The 16,894-nt window shown below is 69.8% G+C and carries 13 protein-coding genes and 1 pseudogene; 6 read left to right on the top strand and 8 right to left on the bottom strand.

Annotated elements, in window-relative coordinates:
- The 4 genes from ACWGI8_RS21770 to ACWGI8_RS21755 all read right to left on the bottom strand — a co-directional run.
- Positions 1-2,109: tetratricopeptide repeat protein (locus ACWGI8_RS21770; RefSeq protein ID WP_453663135.1), on the bottom strand; the 2,109-nt coding region annotated here is incomplete at its 3' end.
- Positions 2,091-3,014: an oxygenase MpaB family protein gene (locus ACWGI8_RS21765; RefSeq protein ID WP_453663133.1), complete on the bottom strand. Its 924-nt coding sequence runs from the start codon at positions 3,012-3,014 to the stop codon at positions 2,091-2,093. The genes ACWGI8_RS21770 and ACWGI8_RS21765, both read right to left, overlap by 19 nt.
- A 73-nt stretch (positions 3,015-3,087) precedes the next feature.
- On the bottom strand, positions 3,088-3,891 hold the full coding sequence (locus ACWGI8_RS21760; protein WP_453663131.1) for a HEAT repeat domain-containing protein: 804 nt from the start codon (positions 3,889-3,891) through the stop codon (positions 3,088-3,090).
- A 372-nt stretch (positions 3,892-4,263) separates the two neighbouring features.
- Positions 4,264-4,842, bottom strand: a complete 579-nt coding sequence (locus tag ACWGI8_RS21755) for a TetR/AcrR family transcriptional regulator (protein WP_453663130.1) — start codon at positions 4,840-4,842, stop codon at positions 4,264-4,266.
- Between the two features lie 88 nt (positions 4,843-4,930).
- Here ACWGI8_RS21755 and ACWGI8_RS21750 point away from each other — a divergent pair, with 88 nt between their 5' ends.
- The 6 genes and pseudogenes from ACWGI8_RS21750 (at position 4,931) to xdhC (ending at position 12,587) form a co-directional block, all read left to right on the top strand.
- The gene (locus ACWGI8_RS21750; protein ID WP_453663128.1) at positions 4,931-6,118 is read left to right on the top strand and encodes a serine hydrolase domain-containing protein; all 1,188 of its coding nucleotides are present in this window, start codon (positions 4,931-4,933) and stop codon (positions 6,116-6,118) included.
- A 385-nt stretch (positions 6,119-6,503) separates the two neighbouring features.
- Positions 6,504-6,647: pseudogene (locus ACWGI8_RS21745) on the top strand (IS701 family transposase); the annotation flags it as partial.
- Positions 6,628-7,350 carry an antibiotic biosynthesis monooxygenase gene (locus tag ACWGI8_RS21740; RefSeq protein ID WP_453663127.1) on the top strand — a complete coding sequence of 241 codons (723 nt, stop codon included), beginning with the start codon at positions 6,628-6,630 and terminating at the stop codon, positions 7,348-7,350. The pseudogene ACWGI8_RS21745 and the gene ACWGI8_RS21740, both read left to right, overlap by 20 nt.
- A 494-nt stretch (positions 7,351-7,844) precedes the next feature.
- The gene (locus ACWGI8_RS21735; RefSeq protein WP_453663126.1) at positions 7,845-9,332 is read left to right on the top strand and encodes a xanthine dehydrogenase small subunit; all 1,488 of its coding nucleotides are present in this window, start codon (positions 7,845-7,847) and stop codon (positions 9,330-9,332) included.
- Entirely contained in the window at positions 9,329-11,776 is a 2,448-nt protein-coding gene (xdhB, locus tag ACWGI8_RS21730) for a xanthine dehydrogenase molybdopterin binding subunit (RefSeq protein ID WP_453663124.1), read from the top strand. Before ACWGI8_RS21735 ends, xdhB begins: the two co-directional genes overlap by 4 nt.
- A gap of 1 nt (position 11,777) precedes the next feature.
- Positions 11,778-12,587 carry a xanthine dehydrogenase accessory protein XdhC gene (xdhC, locus tag ACWGI8_RS21725; protein WP_453663137.1) on the top strand — a complete coding sequence of 270 codons (810 nt, stop codon included), beginning with the start codon at positions 11,778-11,780 and terminating at the stop codon, positions 12,585-12,587.
- Positions 12,588-12,690: 103 nt separating this feature from the next.
- Here the strand turns inward: xdhC and ACWGI8_RS21720 are convergent, their stop codons facing one another.
- The 4 genes from ACWGI8_RS21720 to ACWGI8_RS21705 form a co-directional block, all read right to left on the bottom strand.
- Positions 12,691-12,813 carry a hypothetical protein gene (locus tag ACWGI8_RS21720; RefSeq protein ID WP_453663122.1) on the bottom strand — a complete coding sequence of 41 codons (123 nt, stop codon included), beginning with the start codon at positions 12,811-12,813 and terminating at the stop codon, positions 12,691-12,693.
- A 147-nt stretch (positions 12,814-12,960) separates the two neighbouring features.
- On the bottom strand, positions 12,961-14,157 hold the full coding sequence (locus tag ACWGI8_RS21715; RefSeq protein WP_453663136.1) for an alpha/beta hydrolase family protein: 1,197 nt from the start codon (positions 14,155-14,157) through the stop codon (positions 12,961-12,963).
- A 620-nt stretch (positions 14,158-14,777) separates the two neighbouring features.
- A complete protein-coding gene (locus ACWGI8_RS21710) occupies positions 14,778-15,656 on the bottom strand; it encodes a universal stress protein (protein ID WP_453663121.1) in 879 nt (292 codons plus the stop codon).
- 112 nt (positions 15,657-15,768) lie between these two features.
- On the bottom strand, positions 15,769-16,894 hold a 1,126-nt coding region (locus ACWGI8_RS21705), incomplete at its 5' end, for an HAD-IC family P-type ATPase (RefSeq protein WP_453663119.1).

Genomic DNA, 16,894 nt, shown 5'->3' with positions numbered 1-16,894 from the left:
GTCGGGATGGTCCGCACCCAGGACCCGTTCGCGGGCCTCGGCGACCTGGCGGTAGACGGCCAGGGCGTCGGCCCAGCGGCCGAGCCAGCCGAGGCCGACGGCGACCTCCCGGCGGCTGACGAGGGTGTCGGGGTGGTCCTGGCCCAGTACCCGCTCGCGGATCGCGCAGACGTCGCGGGCCTCGGCGAGGGCCTCCTCCCAGCGGGCGAGCCGCCCCAGGTTGACGCCGAGACCGTGGCGCGCGCGGAGGGTCTCCGGGTCGGCGGGGCCGTGCACCCGGGTGCGGTCGTCGACGAGGGACCGGTACAGCTCCAGGGCTTCGGCGCTGCGGCCGAGCCTGCCCAGGCTGATGCCCACCTCGTAGCGGGCCGAGAGCGTGTCGGGATGGTCGGCTCCGAGTGCCTGGGAGCGGGCCACCGCGACCTCCCGGTACGTCTGCAGGGCATCCGCCCAGCGGCCCAGCTGGCCGAGCGCGTAGGCGACTTCGTAGCGGGTGACGAGCGTGTCCGGGTGGCTCGCGCCGAGCACGCGTGCGCGGGCAGCGGCGACGTCGTACGCCATCCGGTACGAGTCCTCCAGTCGTCCGAGCCGGCTCAGGTTGAACGCGAGATTGTGACGACAGCGCAGGGTGTCGGGATGGTCGGGGCCCACGGTCCGCATCCGGGAGTCGAGCACCGCCGAGTAGACCTGGTGCGCTTCGAAGTGACGGCCGAGCTGACCGAGCACGTACGCCGTCTCCTGGCGGGCGGCCAGGGTCTCCGGGTGATCGGGGCCCATCGTGCGCTCGCGGCCCTCGGCGACGCGGCCGAACTCCCGCAGCGCGTCCGCCGTGCGCCCGGTCCTGCTGAGGGTGAAGCCGACCTCGTAGCGGCTGGCGAGGGTGTCGGGGTGGTCGGGTCCGAGTGCGTGCTCACGCTCGGTGGCGACCGCGCGGTGCACCTCGCCGGCCTCCTCCCAGCGGCCGAGGCGGCTGAGGCTGAGGCCCGCGTTGTGCCGGCTGGTGAGGACGGCGAGCAGCTCGGGCGGCGGAGTGGGGCGCTCGGGGCGGGGCAGCTGCACCGGTACGGGCCCCCGGAGCGCCACTCCGGTGGTCCACTCCCCGGTGAGACCCGCGGTGTAGTCGGGCGGGGTGGGGCGGAGCGTGCCGGTGCCCACGGCCTTGTGGCCGGTGGTCATGCCGCGGGTCCAGGAAGGCAGTCGCCGGCTGCGGGAGGACTGTGTCCGCGGCTCGGCCGGTGCCGGGATCACGGGGGTGGGCGTGGCGCGGGCGGCGGTGATCCGGCGGCGCAGGTCCTTGGCGTCGGCGGGCCGGCCCTCGGGGGTCTTGGCGAGCAGGTCGAGGACGATCCGGTCGATGAAGCCGGGCAGTTCCACGCGGTGGGTCCGGGGCGGCTCGGGCGGGGTGTCGCGGTGTCCGACGAGGATGGCCCAGGCGTCGTCGAGGTCGAACGGCGGGACGCCGGTGGCGATCTCGTACAGCACACAGCCCAGCGAGTAGAGGTCGCTGCGGTGGTCGACATCGCCTCCGCTGATCTGCTCGGGCGACATGTAGTGCGGGGTGCCCATGGCGATGCCGGTGCCGGTGAGCCGCGAGGTGAAGCCGATGTCGTGGGCGAGACGGGCGATGCCGAAGTCGCAGATCTTCACCGTGCCGTCGGTGAGCCGCATGATGTTGGCGGGCTTCAGGTCGCGGTGGACGATGCCCTGTTCATGGGTGTAGGCGAGCGCGTCGGCGACCTGCTCCGCGATGTCGACGATGTCGGGCACGGACAGCGGGTGCTGCTTGTTGTCCTCCAGCAGCTGACTGAGGTTGCGGCCGTCCAGCAGCTCCATCACCAGATAGAGCACGCCCTCGTACTCGCCGAAGTCATGGACGACGGTGACTCCGCGGTGCTGCAGCGCGGCGGCGACCCGGGCCTCTCTGCGAAAGCGTTCACGCAGCACCCCGGTGAAGGACTGGTCGTGCTGCGGCCCCAGAGGTTTGAGGCATTTGACCGCGACACGCCGGCCCAGTGACTCGTCGCGAGCCTGCCACACCTCACCCATGCCGCCACGACCGATCAGATCCAGCAGCCGGTACCGGCCCTGGATCAGCCTGGTGTCCGCCATCGCGTGCTGTCGCCCCCGTCGCTTCGCTGCGCCCTCCCCGGCCCGTCCAGTATGGCCGCCTGTCTGCGGAGTTTGTACGGGGCAGGCCTGCTGCCGGGGCCGAGTCGCGCCATTGCCTTCAAGATGTGACCTGGCGGCAGCTGCCAGCGGACCCGCGCGGGAATGCAGCGCAGGGCGTTGCCGGTGGCGGTGAGCTGGTGGGTGACCCGGTCGGGCGGCGGTGCCGGTCTGCCGTACAGCCCGTGGGCGTAGGGGGGCAGGGCACTGTAGGCGAGCGCCGCCACGCGCCGCCAGAGCAGTTCGCGCGCCGGGACGAGCAGGGTGTGGATGGGCGGGCGGCGCAGAAAGTCGTCGACGGTCCGGGCGTCCGCGCCGGCTTCGAGCCCGGGTCGTACGGCCGTGAAGTAGGCGGCGAGCTCCCTTGCGGTGGCGGGCACTTGGGCGGGGTCGAGACCGACGAGCCGGGCGCTGACCCGGTGCTCGTCGATGTACCGGTCGGCCTGGACGTCACTGAGCGGGAAGCCGGAGCGGCGCAGGACACTCAGGTACGAGTCCACCTCGGCGCAGTGCACCCACAGCAGCAGATCCGGCTCGTCCACGCCCAGCAGCCGGTGGATCCTGCGGACCCGGGCGCCTGCCTCCTCGGCGGCTTTGGCGGTGCCGTAGGTGACCGTGCCGACGAAGTTCGCCGTGCGCATGAGGCGGCCCCAGGCCTCGCGCCGGCCCCTCTCTCTGCCGAACGCAGCACTGTTGATCATGACGCCGCGGACCGCCCGGGGGTGCAGAGCCTGGAGGTAGAGAGCCCGCACGCCGGCGACCCACATCATCGGGTCGCCGTGCATCTGCCAGGTGACCGAGTCGGGGCCGAAGAGGCCGGGGTCGCGGTCCGAGGGGTCCACGCTCATGCTCCGACGTTAGCGCCGTACCCGGTCGACGCCGTACCCGGTGTGCCCAGGATTTCTCGTCGGCCTTGCCGGGTCACTGCGCTTCCCGGACCGCTTCCACCGCCTCCCGGACGTCCGGGTCCGGGTCGTCGGCGAGGCTGTCCAGCAGCTCGGGGACCCCAGGGGTGGACCAGTGGGCGACTGCCCACACCAGCTCCTCGCGCACCTTGGGGTCGGGGTGGGCGCGGAGGCGGGTCAGCTGGCCGAGCGGGCCCCGTCGGCGCATCCCGAACCAGTGCAGCACCTCCCGCAGCGCGGCCGGGTCTCCCGGGTCACCGGCCGCCGCGACCCTGGCGAGCATCACCCTGGCCGGCGGCGGCGGACCGTCCAGTGGGTGCGGCAACCGCTCGAGCAGGCGCCGCGACCCGTACCCGCCGCGCACCCGGCACCCGAAGCAGGTGCAGGGGCGGGTCCCGTGCGCGTCCGGCAGGTACCGCCAGCCGGCCACCTGCGGCGCGGTGCGGATCCGGTGCACTTCGCGCGGCCGGATCGCCCGGGGTACGAACACCTCCCAGCCTCGCGGGTCTTCCAGAGCCGAGATCCGCCGCACCGCCTCGGCAGCGGTGACGGTGGCCTGGGCATCCCGCCGCCGGTCCGTATAGCGTCCGACCAGCACGTGCTGAGCGTCGTCCAGCCGCACGTGAACGGCCACAAGCCCTCCCCGGCTGCCGGAACGGGCCAGCTCGCGCAGCCATTGGTGGGTGAGGGTGTACGACGGCAGCACCGGGAAGCAGTACACCCCGCGCGCGCCTCCCTGTCCGTAGCCGGCCGCGCGGATCCCGGACCGCCGGATGCGCGGCGCGTTGGCCGCTGACGTCAAGTGCACGAACATCGCCATGGCTTGGCATGCTAGCTCCGGGCCCGCGTACCGCGGTGTGCTCGTCCAGCAGCCACTAAAGACTCCACGAAAAGAATCTTGCGGTACTGAAATCTTCAGAGCCGTCCTACAGCCCGCACCCGCCCAGCCCAGCACTGGGACCTCCGTGACTACCGGCATTCGAGCCCGTCTCATCTCGGCGAAGCGGGAGCGAGTCTGCCGACGCTGATGGCCCAGTCACGGCACAAGAAGCCGGGAAGCTCGGCCACTACTTCAAGCCCCCTCACAAAGCGATCGCTGAGATCACCAGCCTGCTCGCGCCCGGAGACAGAGGGCGCCGACCGGGACGGACGTCAAGTGGCCCTGGCTTCCTGGCCCCAGGTGCGGCCGGGGCTACTTGCTGCCCGGACTCGACGCGTCGGTGAATTCGGCGAGGCGGGCCAGGGCCTCCTCGGTCCTGTGGGTGTCGCCCGTGATGAGGTAGTCCTGAGTAAGCCCGGAGAGGGCCGCGGAGATCAGAGTGGCATCGATGCGTGCGGCCCGGGCTCCCCGGCCGTATGCCATGAGCTGGTGAGCGATGAAGTCGATCCAGTCCTCGATCATGCGCGGGTGATGGCCGGTGATGCGTCGGCTCGACAGCAGCCCGAAGATCTCGTAGTTGAGGCGGAGGAGCGGGAGTGCCTCCGGCCTGGTCTGCCAGTGCCAGAAGGCGAGGATCCCTGCGCCCGGCGAGCCCGGCGGCGTCTGGGACGCCCACTTCTGCAACGCCTCGCGGTCCTGCTGGTCGAGGTGGTCGAGGACGGCGGTGAGCAGGCCGCTCTTGTCTTTGAAGTGGTAGGTGAGCACGTAGGTGCTCTGCCCCAGGGCCTTGGCCAGCGGGCGCAGGGAGAGGCCGGCGATTCCGTGCTCGGTCAGGTGGGCGACGACGGCGTCAAGGAGTTCCGTACGGCGGTTGTCAGGGGCCTGGGTCATCGGGGTCTTCTCTCTTCGGTTGCTCGGCTTCCCAGCATAGATTACAGTCGTCATCCATAACGACTGTCATCCACCTCAGGAGATTCCCATGGCACCCTCTTCGCCCCTGCGCGCATTCCTCCGCCGGAACCGGCGGGCCGCCATCGCCGTACCGACGGCTCTGACCGTTCTCGTCACCGGCCCCTGGGCGGCAACGGCAGCCCTCAGCCTTCCGTCCCCCCTCTCCCTCATCCGTCTGTCGGACACCCCGCCCTCGCAGCAAGGCGCCCTCTTCCCGGCCCGTGCAGTGCCCGCGTCAACCGAACCGGCACCGCTGCAGCAAGCCCTGCGGGCCCTGCCGGCCACCGTGGCGTGGAAGGACGGGCGCAAGGACATCCGGCAATTCCTGACGGACACCCACACCAACGCCTTCCTGGTCCTGCGCGACGGTCAGCTGATCCACGAGTGGTACCGCGACGGCGTCGGCGCCCAGACCCGTCACGCCTCTTGGTCCACTGCAAAGTCCGTGGTCTCCCTGCTGGTCGGACAGTCCATCGCCGAAGGACACCTGCACGAGGACGACCTTCTGGTGGACTTGCTGCCCGAACTCAAAAAGGGCGACGCCTACGACCGCATCACCGTGCGGCACCTGCTGGACATGAGCAGCGGCATCGACGTGAGCGAGGACTACAGCCGCATACCTCTGTCCGGCACCCCGCGGATGTACCTCACCACCGACCTGCCGAACTTCATCAAGGACAACCGCACCCTGCGCTTCACCCCGGGCAGCACGAGCGACTACCGCAGCGTGGACACCCAGCTCCTGGGCCAGATCCTGCACCGTGTGGAGGGCAAATCCGTGGCGGCGCTGCTCCAGGAGCGCATCTGGCAGCCGATGGGCGCCGAAGCCGATGCCACCTGGAACCTGGACAGCGAGGGAGGCATGGAGAAGTCCTTCTGCTGCCTGAACGCCACCGCCCGTGACTTCGCCAAGATAGGACAGCTCGTCCTTGACAACGGCCGGGCCGGCGACCGCCAGATCGTCCCCCAAGCCTGGGTCGACCGCCTGAGCACCCCCGTGGCGACCATGGCCGACGGATGGGGCTACTCCGCTCAGTGGTGGCATCCCAGCAGCGCCACCGGCGACTTCAGCGCGGTAGGCATCTACGGCCAGTACATCTACGTCAATCCGGCCAAGCGCACCGTGATCGTGAAACTCAGCGACCACGGCACAAACCAAGACGAGCAGGAAACCATCGACGCCATGCGGGACCTCTCCCAGAACCTGCACCACTGAACCCATCCCACCGGCGCACCTGACGCGCCCCACCGGGCCGGACCGCCGATGAATCCACAGGGCGATCACTTCCGGCAACATCGGCGAGTCGAACGGCACGCAATGGCACCACAGCTCTGCTCCGGACTGAGCATGACTACACGGCGTAGCACACCGGTCGGACCCACGGCATCACTCTTTCGTGCGGCACATGTGGTTCAGGGCACCGCACCAAAGTTTTCATCCCCAGGCCAACGGGCTGCTGGCTGAAATCTTTCGCGCGCTCCGACACGGGCACGGGTGCGGCCACCGTTGATCATCGTAAGTTGTGTGGAGTGACGAAGAGATGGTGGCCGCAGGCCACAGCGTAGATCCCGCCCATTGGCGGGGTGAGTTCGAGGCCATGATGGGCCGGATCGCGGGCCGCTTCGCACGGGTTGAACCCCGGCGCCGGGCCGGGCGGCTGGTTCTCGGTCTGCTGGCCGACCTGCCGCGCAAGAACTGCTGGACGATCGCGGATTGGGCATTGGATGCCACTCCGCACGGTTTGCTTCGACGGTCCGGCAACCCAGCAGGTTCTCAGCGGCGGCACGCAACAGCCGGATCCGCTCGTGACCGTTGCGGTCACCCACCGCGTCCAACCGGACCACGTCGACGACTTTCTCGACTGGCAGCGCCACATGAGCCAGGAGGAGAGCAAATTCGAAGGATTTCGCGGAACCGAGCTCTTCCGCCCGATCGAGGGACTTCAGGACGAATGGATCACGCTGTACCGATTCGACAACGCCGAGCACCTCGATGCCTGGCTGACGTCGGCCAAGCGGCAGGAAGTTCTCGCTGAAGGCGAGAAGTTCGACGACTTCCACCTGCACACGATCGACAACTCGTTCGGCAGCTGGTTCGCCTTCGAAGAGAACGGCAAGGAAGCGCCGCCACCCTCGGAAACCAAGACCTCCATCGCGATCTGGGTCGGCCTGTACCCGACCGTTGTGCTGCTGACGCTCGCCCTGTCGCCGCTGAAGATGCCGCTCTGGATCGGGCTGCTTGTGGGCAACCTGCTTTCGAGCCTCATCATGAGCTTTTTCACGATGCCCTACTACGTGAACCCGCTGCTCAAGCGGTGGCTGCGGCCGTCACCGGACGAACCGGCGTCGAAGACCAACCTCGTCGGCCTCGGCACGGTCGCCGCGGTGATGGTGTTCTGGGCCGCTGTCTTCTACCTCGTCACGCGCCAGATCTGGACGCTGCCCTGACCTGGCGACCGCCACCGCGACTGCCACCTCCGACGTCGGACAGCAGCGCCCGGCCGCACGCCCGGTGCCGACCACGGCTGTCGTCTGCGCTCGACCACCCAGCGGTGGCGCCCCAGTCTCGAATCCGATCGGTTCTCGAGAGTCAGGGGTCAACGTCTTGACCTCTGTGGCACCGGCCACTACTTTGCGGTAGACGTCGACCCATAACTACCGGAAGGAGGCGACCAGCGGATGTACACCAACTCCGATCTGGGTCGCCTCGCCCACCGCATGGTCTGGGTTCCGGGTCGAATCGCACACGGCTGCTGAGCACGCCGTTCTGATGTGCCCGTCCGTGGCACATTCCAGGTTTCCCGTCACCACCTCCCGGCACGTCGCTGTTGCGTGCCGTTCTGCGCCCGCTCCTCGAACGTGGCGCGTCTGAACACAGAAAGCTGCCTGAAATTGGCGAACATGATGAATCGACCCATCGCGCACCGAAACGAAGGCCTGTCATGGTAGCGGCGCGGATCACGGTCAACGGGAAAGAAGCACCGATTTCACCGGCTGCGCCCCACACCACAATGCTGGACTTGCTGCGCGAGCGTGGCCTCACCGGCACCAAGGAGGGCTGCGCCGAGGGTGAATGCGGCGCCTGTTCGGTCCTGGTGGCCCGTCCAGGGGTGAACAAGCCCACCGACTGGGTGGCGGTCAACGCCTGCCTGGTCCCGGTCGCGGCGCTCGACGGTCAGGAGATCATTACCTCCGAAGGTCTCGCCACCGCCGGTGAACCCGGCATGGCGCCCACTCTGCACCCGGTGCAGGAGGAGATGGCGGTCCGCGGCGGCTCCCAATGCGGTTACTGCACGCCGGGATTCATCTGCAGCATGGCTGCCGAGTACTACCGGCCCGACCGCTGCGCGCACACGGACACGGACACGGACACGGACGCGGATTCGGCCGACACCGCCGACGCCGAGCACGGCCCGAACGGTTTCGATCTGCACGCGCTGAGCGGAAACCTGTGTCGCTGCACCGGTTACCGCCCGATCCGCGATGCCGCGTTCGCCGTCGGTGAGCCCACCGACGAGGACCCGCTGGCGCAGCGTCGCGAGCAGTCCCCGCCCGCACCGGTCGCCACCGAATACACCCAGGACGGCAGCGCGTTCCTGCGGAAGAGCACCCTGGCCGAAACGCTGGAGCTGCTGCGCGAGCGGCCCGACGCGGTGGTGGTCGCCGGCTCCACCGACTACGGCGTCGAGGTGAACATCCGCTCCCGCCGGGCGGATTGTGTGGTCGCCATCGACCGGCTGCCCGAACTCCGGGAGCTGTGCGTCGAATCCGGCTACATCGAGATCGGGGCGGCGCTGACGCTCACCGAGATCGAACGTCGCCTCGACGGCGACGTCCCACTCCTTGCAGAGCTGTTCCCGCAGTTCGCCTCTCGGCTCATCCGCAACAGTGGGACCCTCGGCGGCAACCTGGGTACCGGCTCGCCCATCGGTGACAGCCCGCCGGTGCTGCTCGCCCTTGAGGCGTCGTTGGTGCTCGCCGACGCCGACGGTGAGCGCGTGGTCCCGCTGGCCGACTACTTCACCGGCTACCGGCAGAGCGTGCGCCGTCCCGGCGAGCTGATCCGCGCGGTGCGCATCCCGCTGCCGCTGTCGCCGGTCGCGGCCTTCCACAAGATCGCCAAGCGGCGCTTCGACGACATCTCCAGCGTGGCGGTCGCCTTCGCGCTCGACATCGAGGACGGAATCGTCCGCAAGGCACGCATCGGCCTGGGCGGCGTGGCCGCCACCCCGATCCGTGCGCTCGCCACCGAGGCGGCCCTGGAGGGCAAGCCGTGGTCGGCGGAGACCGTCGAGGCCGCGGCCCGGGTCCTGCGGGGCGAGGGCACGCCGATGGACGATCATCGCGCCAGCTCCCTCTACCGTTCCGCGATGCTCGGCCAGAGCCTGCTGAAGCTGCACGCACAGACCACCGAGGCGGTGTCGTCATGAGTCATCTGTCCGAGCGTCCCGAGAAGCCCGTCGTCGGCGTCTCGATGCCGCATGAGAGTGCCTTCCAGCACGTCACCGGCACCGCGCTCTACACCGACGACCTGGTCCAGCGCACCAAGGACGTCCTGCACGCCTACCCGGTCCAGGTCATGAAGGCGCGCGGCCGGATCACCGCGCTGCGCACCGAGCCCGCGCTCGCCGTACCCGGCGTGGTCCGCGTGCTGACCGGTGCCGACGTGCCCGGCGTCAACGACGCCGGCATGAAGCACGACGAGCCGCTGTTCCCCGACGAGGTCATGTTCCACGGCCACGCGGTCGCCTGGGTGCTCGGCGAGACCCTGGAGGCGGCCCGGCTCGGTGCGGCGGCCGTCGAGGTCGAGCTCGACGAACTGCCCTCCCTGGTCACACTGCCGGAGGCCATCGCGGCGGGCAGCTATCACGGCGCCCAGCCCCTCATGGTGCACGGCGACATCGACGCAGGCTTCGCCGACTCCGCGCACGTGTTCACCGGCGAGTTCCAGTTCTCCGGTCAGGAACACTTCTACCTCGAGACGCACGCGGCGCTGGCCCAGGTCGACGAGAACGGGCAGGTGTTCATCCAGAGCAGCACCCAGCACCCTTCCGAGACGCAGGAAATCGTCTCGCACGTGCTCGGCGTGCCCGCCCACGAGGTGACCGTGCAATGCCTGCGAATGGGCGGCGGCTTCGGCGGCAAGGAGATGCAGCCGCACGGGTTCGCGGCCGTCGCCGCGCTCGGTGCCAAGCTGACCGGCCGGCCGGTCCGGTTCCGGCTCAACCGGACCCAGGACCTGACCATGTCCGGTAAGCGGCACGGGTTCCACTCCAAGTGGAAGATCGGATTCGACGCGGACGGCCGTATCCAGGCCCTGGACGCCACCTTGGTCGCGGACGGCGGCTGGAGCCTGGACCTGTCCGAGCCGGTGCTGGCCCGCGCGCTGTGCCACATCGACAACACCTACTGGATCCCCAACGCGCGCGTCGCCGGTCGCATCGCCAGGACCAACACGGTCTCCAACACCGCCTTCCGCGGCTTCGGCGGACCGCAGGGCATGCTGGTGATCGAGGACATCCTGGGCCGCTGCGCGCCGCAGCTCGGCCTGGACCCCATGGAGCTGCGGGAGCGCAACTTCTACCAGCCGGGCCAGGGCCAGACGACGCCGTACGGACAGCCGGTCACACAGGCCGAACGGATCTCCACCATCTGGCAGCAGGTGCATGACGACGCCGGCATCGCCGACCGCAAGCGCGAGATCGCCGCCTTCAACGCCGCACACCCGCACACCAAGCGGGCCCTTGCGATCACCGGCATCAAGTTCGGCATCTCGTTCAACCTCACCGCCTTCAACCAGGGCGGCGCGCTGGTGCTGATCTACAAGGACGGCTCGGTTCTGATCAACCACGGCGGCACCGAGATGGGCCAGGGCCTGCACACCAAGATGATGCAGGTGGCCGCGACCACGCTGGGCATCCCGCTGCACAAGGTCCGCCTCGCCCCGACGCGTACCGACAAGGTGCCCAACACCTCCGCCACCGCTGCCAGTTCCGGGGCGGACCTCAACGGTGGGGCGATCAAGAACGCCTGTGAGCAGCTGCGCGAGCGGCTGCTGCAGGTCGCCGCCACCCAGCTGGGGGCGAACGCCTCGGACGTGCGCATCGTCGAGGGCGTCGCACGCGCCCTGGGCAGCGACAAGGAGCTGGCCTGGGACGATCTGGTGCACACGGCGTACTTCCAGCGGGTTCAGCTGTCGGCGGCCGGCTTCTACCGGACCGAGGGACTGCACTGGGACGCGAAGTCTTTCCGTGGCACGCCGTTCAAGTACTTCGCTTACGGCGCCGCGGCGACCGAGGTGGAGGTCGACGGCTTCACCGGCGCGTACCGGATCCGGCGCGTGGACATCGTGCACGACGTCGGCGAGAGCCTCTCCCCGATGATCGATATCGGTCAGGTCGAGGGCGGTTTCGTGCAGGGCGCGGGCTGGCTGACGCTCGAGGACCTGCGCTGGGACGCCGGTGACGGGCCGAACCGCGGCCGGCTGCTGACCCAGGCCGCGAGCACCTACAAGCTGCCGAGCTTCTCGGAGCTGCCCGAGGAGTTCAACGTCACGCTCATGGAGAACGCCACCGAAGAGGGCGCGGTCTACGGGTCCAAGGCGGTGGGTGAGCCTCCGCTGATGCTGGCGTTCTCGGTGCGCGAGGCGCTCCGGCAGGCCGCCGCCGCGTTCGGGCCGAGCGGGGTCAGCGTCGAGTTGGCCTCGCCCGCAACGCCGGAGGCGGTGTACTGGGCAATCCAGGCGGCTCGCCAGGGCGATGCCTCCCGGAACGGTTACGCCGGCAACGGCCACGGCGGAAACGGGCTCGCGGCCAACGGGCACGCCGCCAACGGCAAGATCCGAACCGATGCAGAAGCGTTGAGCGGTGCCTGACATGACGTGGGTCGCCGCGGTCGCACGGCTGCGAGCACGCCGGGCGTCCGGCGTGCTGGTGACCGTCGCGACCGTGCGCGGCCACGCCCCGCGCGGCGCCGGCGCGAAACTCGTTGTGGCGCAGACCGAGACGTGGGGCTCGATCGGTGGCGGCAACGTCGAGGCCGTCGCGATCGACCGGGCCCGGCAGATGATGGCCGAGCCCAAGCCGGAGCCGGAGCTGATCGATTTCGCCCTGACCGACAAGGTGACCAACCGGCATGGCGTGCAGTGCTGCGGCGGTACGGTCTCGGTGCTGCTCGAACCGCTGCCGGTGGTACGGGCGGTGGCGATCTTCGGCGTCGGGCACGTCGGGCTGGAACTGGCGCGCATCCTGGCACGTCAGGACCTCGACCTCCATCTGATCGACACCCGCTCCGACATCCTCACCGAGGAGCGTCTCGACGTGCTGGCAGACGCGGTGGCGCAGGTGCACGTGCATCACACGCCACTGCTGCCCGAGGAGGTGCTGGCGGAGTTGCCACGTGGCACCCACATCCTGATCATGACCCATGACCACGCCGAGGACGCCGCTCTGTGCGACGCCGCCTTGCGCACAACCCATCTCGGCTCCATCGGGCTGATCGGGTCGGCGGCCAAGTGGGTGCGGTTCCGCAAACGCCTCGCCACCGAGGGCGGTCACGACGAGGCCACCATCGATCGGATCAAGACCCCGATCGGGCTGGCCGACATCACCGGCAAGGAACCCGCGACAATTGCCGTGAGCGTCGCTGCCGATTTGCTGCGCACCTTCGAAACCGAGGGGAACTGACTCTCCAACCGGATCGACAGGGGTGCCCCGCGCTCGCGCGAACGCACACATGCGGGGCACCCTTTCGGCACGACTCTGCCCGTCACTTCAACAGGCATCGGCCTCACCAGGGCAGGAACCGGCTTGCGCCCTTCGACGACCCGAACGCGAAGGCGTCGGGCCCATTCTCGTCGAGGATGGTCCCCTCCTCGACCAGGCAGCCAAGGGTGGCCTGAGCACGCTGCATGATGGCGATCTTGGTGCCGCGACGTCCTCTCCCGGTCGCCGATTGGCGGGCATCTGCGCGGCCGGGGCCCGGAGGGGGCGCGCCAACCCCATACGGGGCGTCCCCTCTTCGCCATGCCTGGCCCCTGCGCCGCGTTCAGATACTGGCTCAGGGCTGCTGGAACTCGACCTCCGGGTTGGCCGACGACGGTCCGTCGAGCAGGGGCTGCCGAATGTCGCGCAGATGCAGATCGAAGAAGGCTCCGACGTAGTCACGGGTGATCTCCCCGGAACGCCGTCCCGGCAGAGGTGCCGAGGGATCGGACAGCCCCAACTGTTCACCGAGCACCGGCAGGTCGATGAAGGAGAGGTGCCCGGAGCCGGCCACGGTCAGCCATCGTTTCCAGCCGTCCAGGCGCGCCCAGTCGCCGTCCCAGGCCGGGCTGCCGGAGCCTGGGCTGTGGCCGGCCTTCGTCCCGAGCATCAGGAACGGCCGGCCGTCGAGACCGGAGGCAGGCACCGGGGCGAAGAAGGAGCCGTCCAGGTTCGCCCCGGCCCGCACCCTCTTATCGGTGGCCATGGTCTGCGCGGCGCTGTTGCCGCCGATGGAGTGCCCGGCCGCTCCTATCCGACGCGGGTCGATCATCCGGGCGTGCCGCCATGACGAGTGGTGGCCTGTCAGCCGGTCCAGGACGAAGGTGATGTCCTTGGCCCGGCCTTCGGCGGCGGCCTTGTATCCGGCGTCGCCACCGGCGTCGACCTGTTCGCAAGCGGCGCAGGTGAGCATCCGCCCGCCCGGGTAGAGCGTGCCGAAGGACTCGTAGGCGTGATCGACCGTTGCGACGACGTATCCGCGACTGGCCAGATCCCCGGCGAGACCGGAGAGCGTGGCGCGGGGCAGAGTGAAGCCGGGCGAGAGCACCACGAGCGGAAATCTGCCCGGCAGGGGGCGGGCGGCGGCTCGCACATGGGTCCGGGTCGCGCTGACCGTCCTCGCTCGTATCGCTTCGTCCCGCCCGATGCCCTCCAGTAGCAGCCGGGCCTCTCCGGTCGTGATGTACGGCGCGGAGTCGCCGATGCCGGGCCGTGCCGGGTAGTACATCGACAGCATGAGCTCGCGCGCGCCCGCCTGAGGCATCCATGGGTCCCGGCGGTCGCTGTCGACGAGGTGCAGCGAGTCGCGTCCGACCGCGTACGGCCCGGTCGGGCGAAGCAGTTCGAGCCGGCCGGCGGGAACTCGGTCGGATTCCTGCGCCTGGACAGACTGTGGGGGCGGCACGGTGTCGGCCAGCCCCTCCCCTGCCAGCGGCATCGACAGGCCGAGCGCGAGCACGACGGCGATCGAAGCACGACGGGTTCCGGTCATGCGATGGTCGACCGCTGCCTTGCCGCCGCAGAGTCGGGTGGGTCGTTCCCTGAGCGAGATCATGCAGCGACGCTACGTTCCCTGGGACATCCGGCTCATCGAACGAAAGGCAACGGCGAACCCCAACCTTCGTCAAAGCGCGTGAGCCCTGTCCGCCCCGAGGAGATGCCCCCGCAGTGCAGCACAACGCCGATCACCCGACTCCCAGGCTCCGGCATCCTCGCCCGGCCACAAGGCGGCCGAGAAGCGCGCGTTGTCGTTCGTTCACAGCGAACCGGCCTCACCGGAGGCGACATGCCCGAGTACCCGCTCGCCCGTACTCCGTTCGGAGGTCAACAGGCTGGCCTCTTTGAGCTCGCCTCGAAGGTGTCCCTGGAGGTCCTGTGCGCACTCACCCGGTACGGGGGCGGACGTGCCGCAGGCCCCGAGCTGTGTGAACCCCACCGAGGCGCCCCGGCCGAACGGCTGGACCTCAATGGGGGGCTCCGGCCGAGCCGGCCGACGTTCCCGGTCTTCCGCCGTCGGTACGCAGACGCTGGGCGACGGGCGCGCGTGTCCGGCCGTCGAGGCAGTCGGCTCGGTCCGGTCTCGGATCGGTCCCGCCTCAGATCCGTCCGGTGTCAGAGCCCCTCATCGGCGGGCGGGGGCACGGTGACCACGGGGCAGACGGCCCTGTGCAGCAGACCATGGGGGACCGAACCCAGCCGCATGCCGGTGAAGCCCTCCCGGCCCCGGCGGCCGACGACCACGGCGAGCGCATGCTCGGCAGCCTCGGCCAAGACCTCAACAGGGTGACCTCGCAGCACGGCATGGTCCAGCGGAACGTCTTGGTAGGCGCTGGACCGCCCCGCCGTCGCCTCATGCAGCTGCCTGTGGCACGACTCGAGCGCGGCCTGCTCATCGAGAAAGCCCAGCAGCGGCCGCTGCCACACCCACACCGCACGCACGGAGGCACCACGCAGGACAGCGGCCTCCAGGGCGTGGTCCAGGGCTGCATCGGCCGACCGGCTGCCGTCCACCCCGACCACCAAGTGCGGCGGCTCCTCCACGTCGTGCTCGGCTTCCGGCACGACGACCGCCGGACAGGCGGCGTTGGCACTCACCGGCACTGCCGTGGAGGCAGCACTGAGCACCTCCGCCAGCCGGCCAAGTCGACGCGAGCCGAGGACCACCAGCCGCGCGTGCGCGGAGTGCCGTATCAGGGCCTGGGCCGGATTGGCGTCCGTGAGGAAAGTCGCCACCTCTAGGCCCGGTTGCCGCTCATGGGCACGGACCGTCGCCTTGTCGAGCGCCTCGTCCCCCAGCTGGCGCAAGGCCTTGTGGTGTGCCGTCTCCTCGACGCCGCGTACGCGGTGGGTCACCGGCATGACGGCGTGAACCAGCTGGAGGGGCACTCCGCGGCGGGCGGCTTCGTCGGTTGCCCACGCCAGGGCCGCATCCGCCGGTTCCACGGCGTCGACGCCGAACATGATCGGCAGTACTTCACTGGCAGACGTCATGCCTCCTCCACCGGTGTGCATGAGCGTCACAGCAGCCGCTGGCTGCAGCTGCTGCTCATACCTGCACGGTACGCACATGGATCCCGAGGCAGCAGGACCGAATGGTCCCCATTCAGGGAGCGGTTCGTCCGGAAGAGACGACGAGGTTCCTCGCCCACGGCCGGCCGCTCAGCCGGGCTGCGGCGAAACCGGTCAGGCCTGCCCCGGCTGCCATGACGACCTCCGTCCAACCCAGGGGCTCGGTCTCCAGCACCGAACTCAGGAACGGCACGTAGAGGGCCGCCGCAGCGAGGCACGCCGATGCCAGCACGGCCAGCGGCAGGAAGAGGTTCTCCCGGGTCAGCAGACGGGTACGCAGGCCCAGGACGACCCCGAGCTGGGCGGCGAGCAGGGACAGGAACAGCACGCTCTGCCACGGGGCTCCGATGGCGTGGGCCGACAGCGCGGCCACGAGACAGGCAGCGGTGACCACGGCTCCGAGGAAGAGCACCCGTTGCCACAGCCCGTGGCCAAGAACATGCTGATGCGGCGGGCGCGGTGGCCTTCGCATGGCGTGCGGCGAGACCGGTTCCGCGCCCATGGCGACCCCGGTGAGGCCGTGCGTCAGCAGGTTGATCCACAGGATCTGCCCGGCGCGCAGCGGCAGGACGAGTCCCAACAGGGGTCCGACGAGCATCACCAGGATCTCCGCGGCGCCGCCTGCCAGCCCGTAGACCAGGAACCGGCGGATGTTGTCGTAGACGCGGCGCCCCTCCTCGACAGCCGCCACAACCGTGGACAACTCGTCGTCGGTGAGCACCAGATCGGCTGACTGCCGCGCAACTTCAGTGCCCCGCCGTCCCATGGCGACGCCGATGTCCGCCTGTCGCAGTGCGGGGCCGTCGTTGACCCCGTCACCCGTCATCGCGGTCACGTCGCCCCGGCCGTGCCACGCCTCGACGATGTCCAGCTTCTGTTGCGGGGCCTGGCCGCCTGCGAGTCCCAGTACGAACACCAGGAGGCACAGAGCGAGCGTGATGCAGGCGAGAACCCGCCCGAGCGCGGCGAGCCGTCGCTGCAGCGGGGTCGGCTCCCGGCGGCCCTCCAGCAGGGCGGCGATCCGGCCGAGTGCACTTGCCGCCCCGGTGGCCGTCACTGTCGCGGCGCCCCTCCCCCGTACCACGACGGTGCCGGCTCTCAGCGTCGCTGCCTCCGGCAGCTCCATACGGAGGTCCTTGTCCACGGGAACGGATTCGCCG

This window comes from Streptomyces sp. NPDC054841, from assembly GCF_053611045.1.
This window is presented reverse-complemented; position numbering and strand designations above follow the sequence as displayed.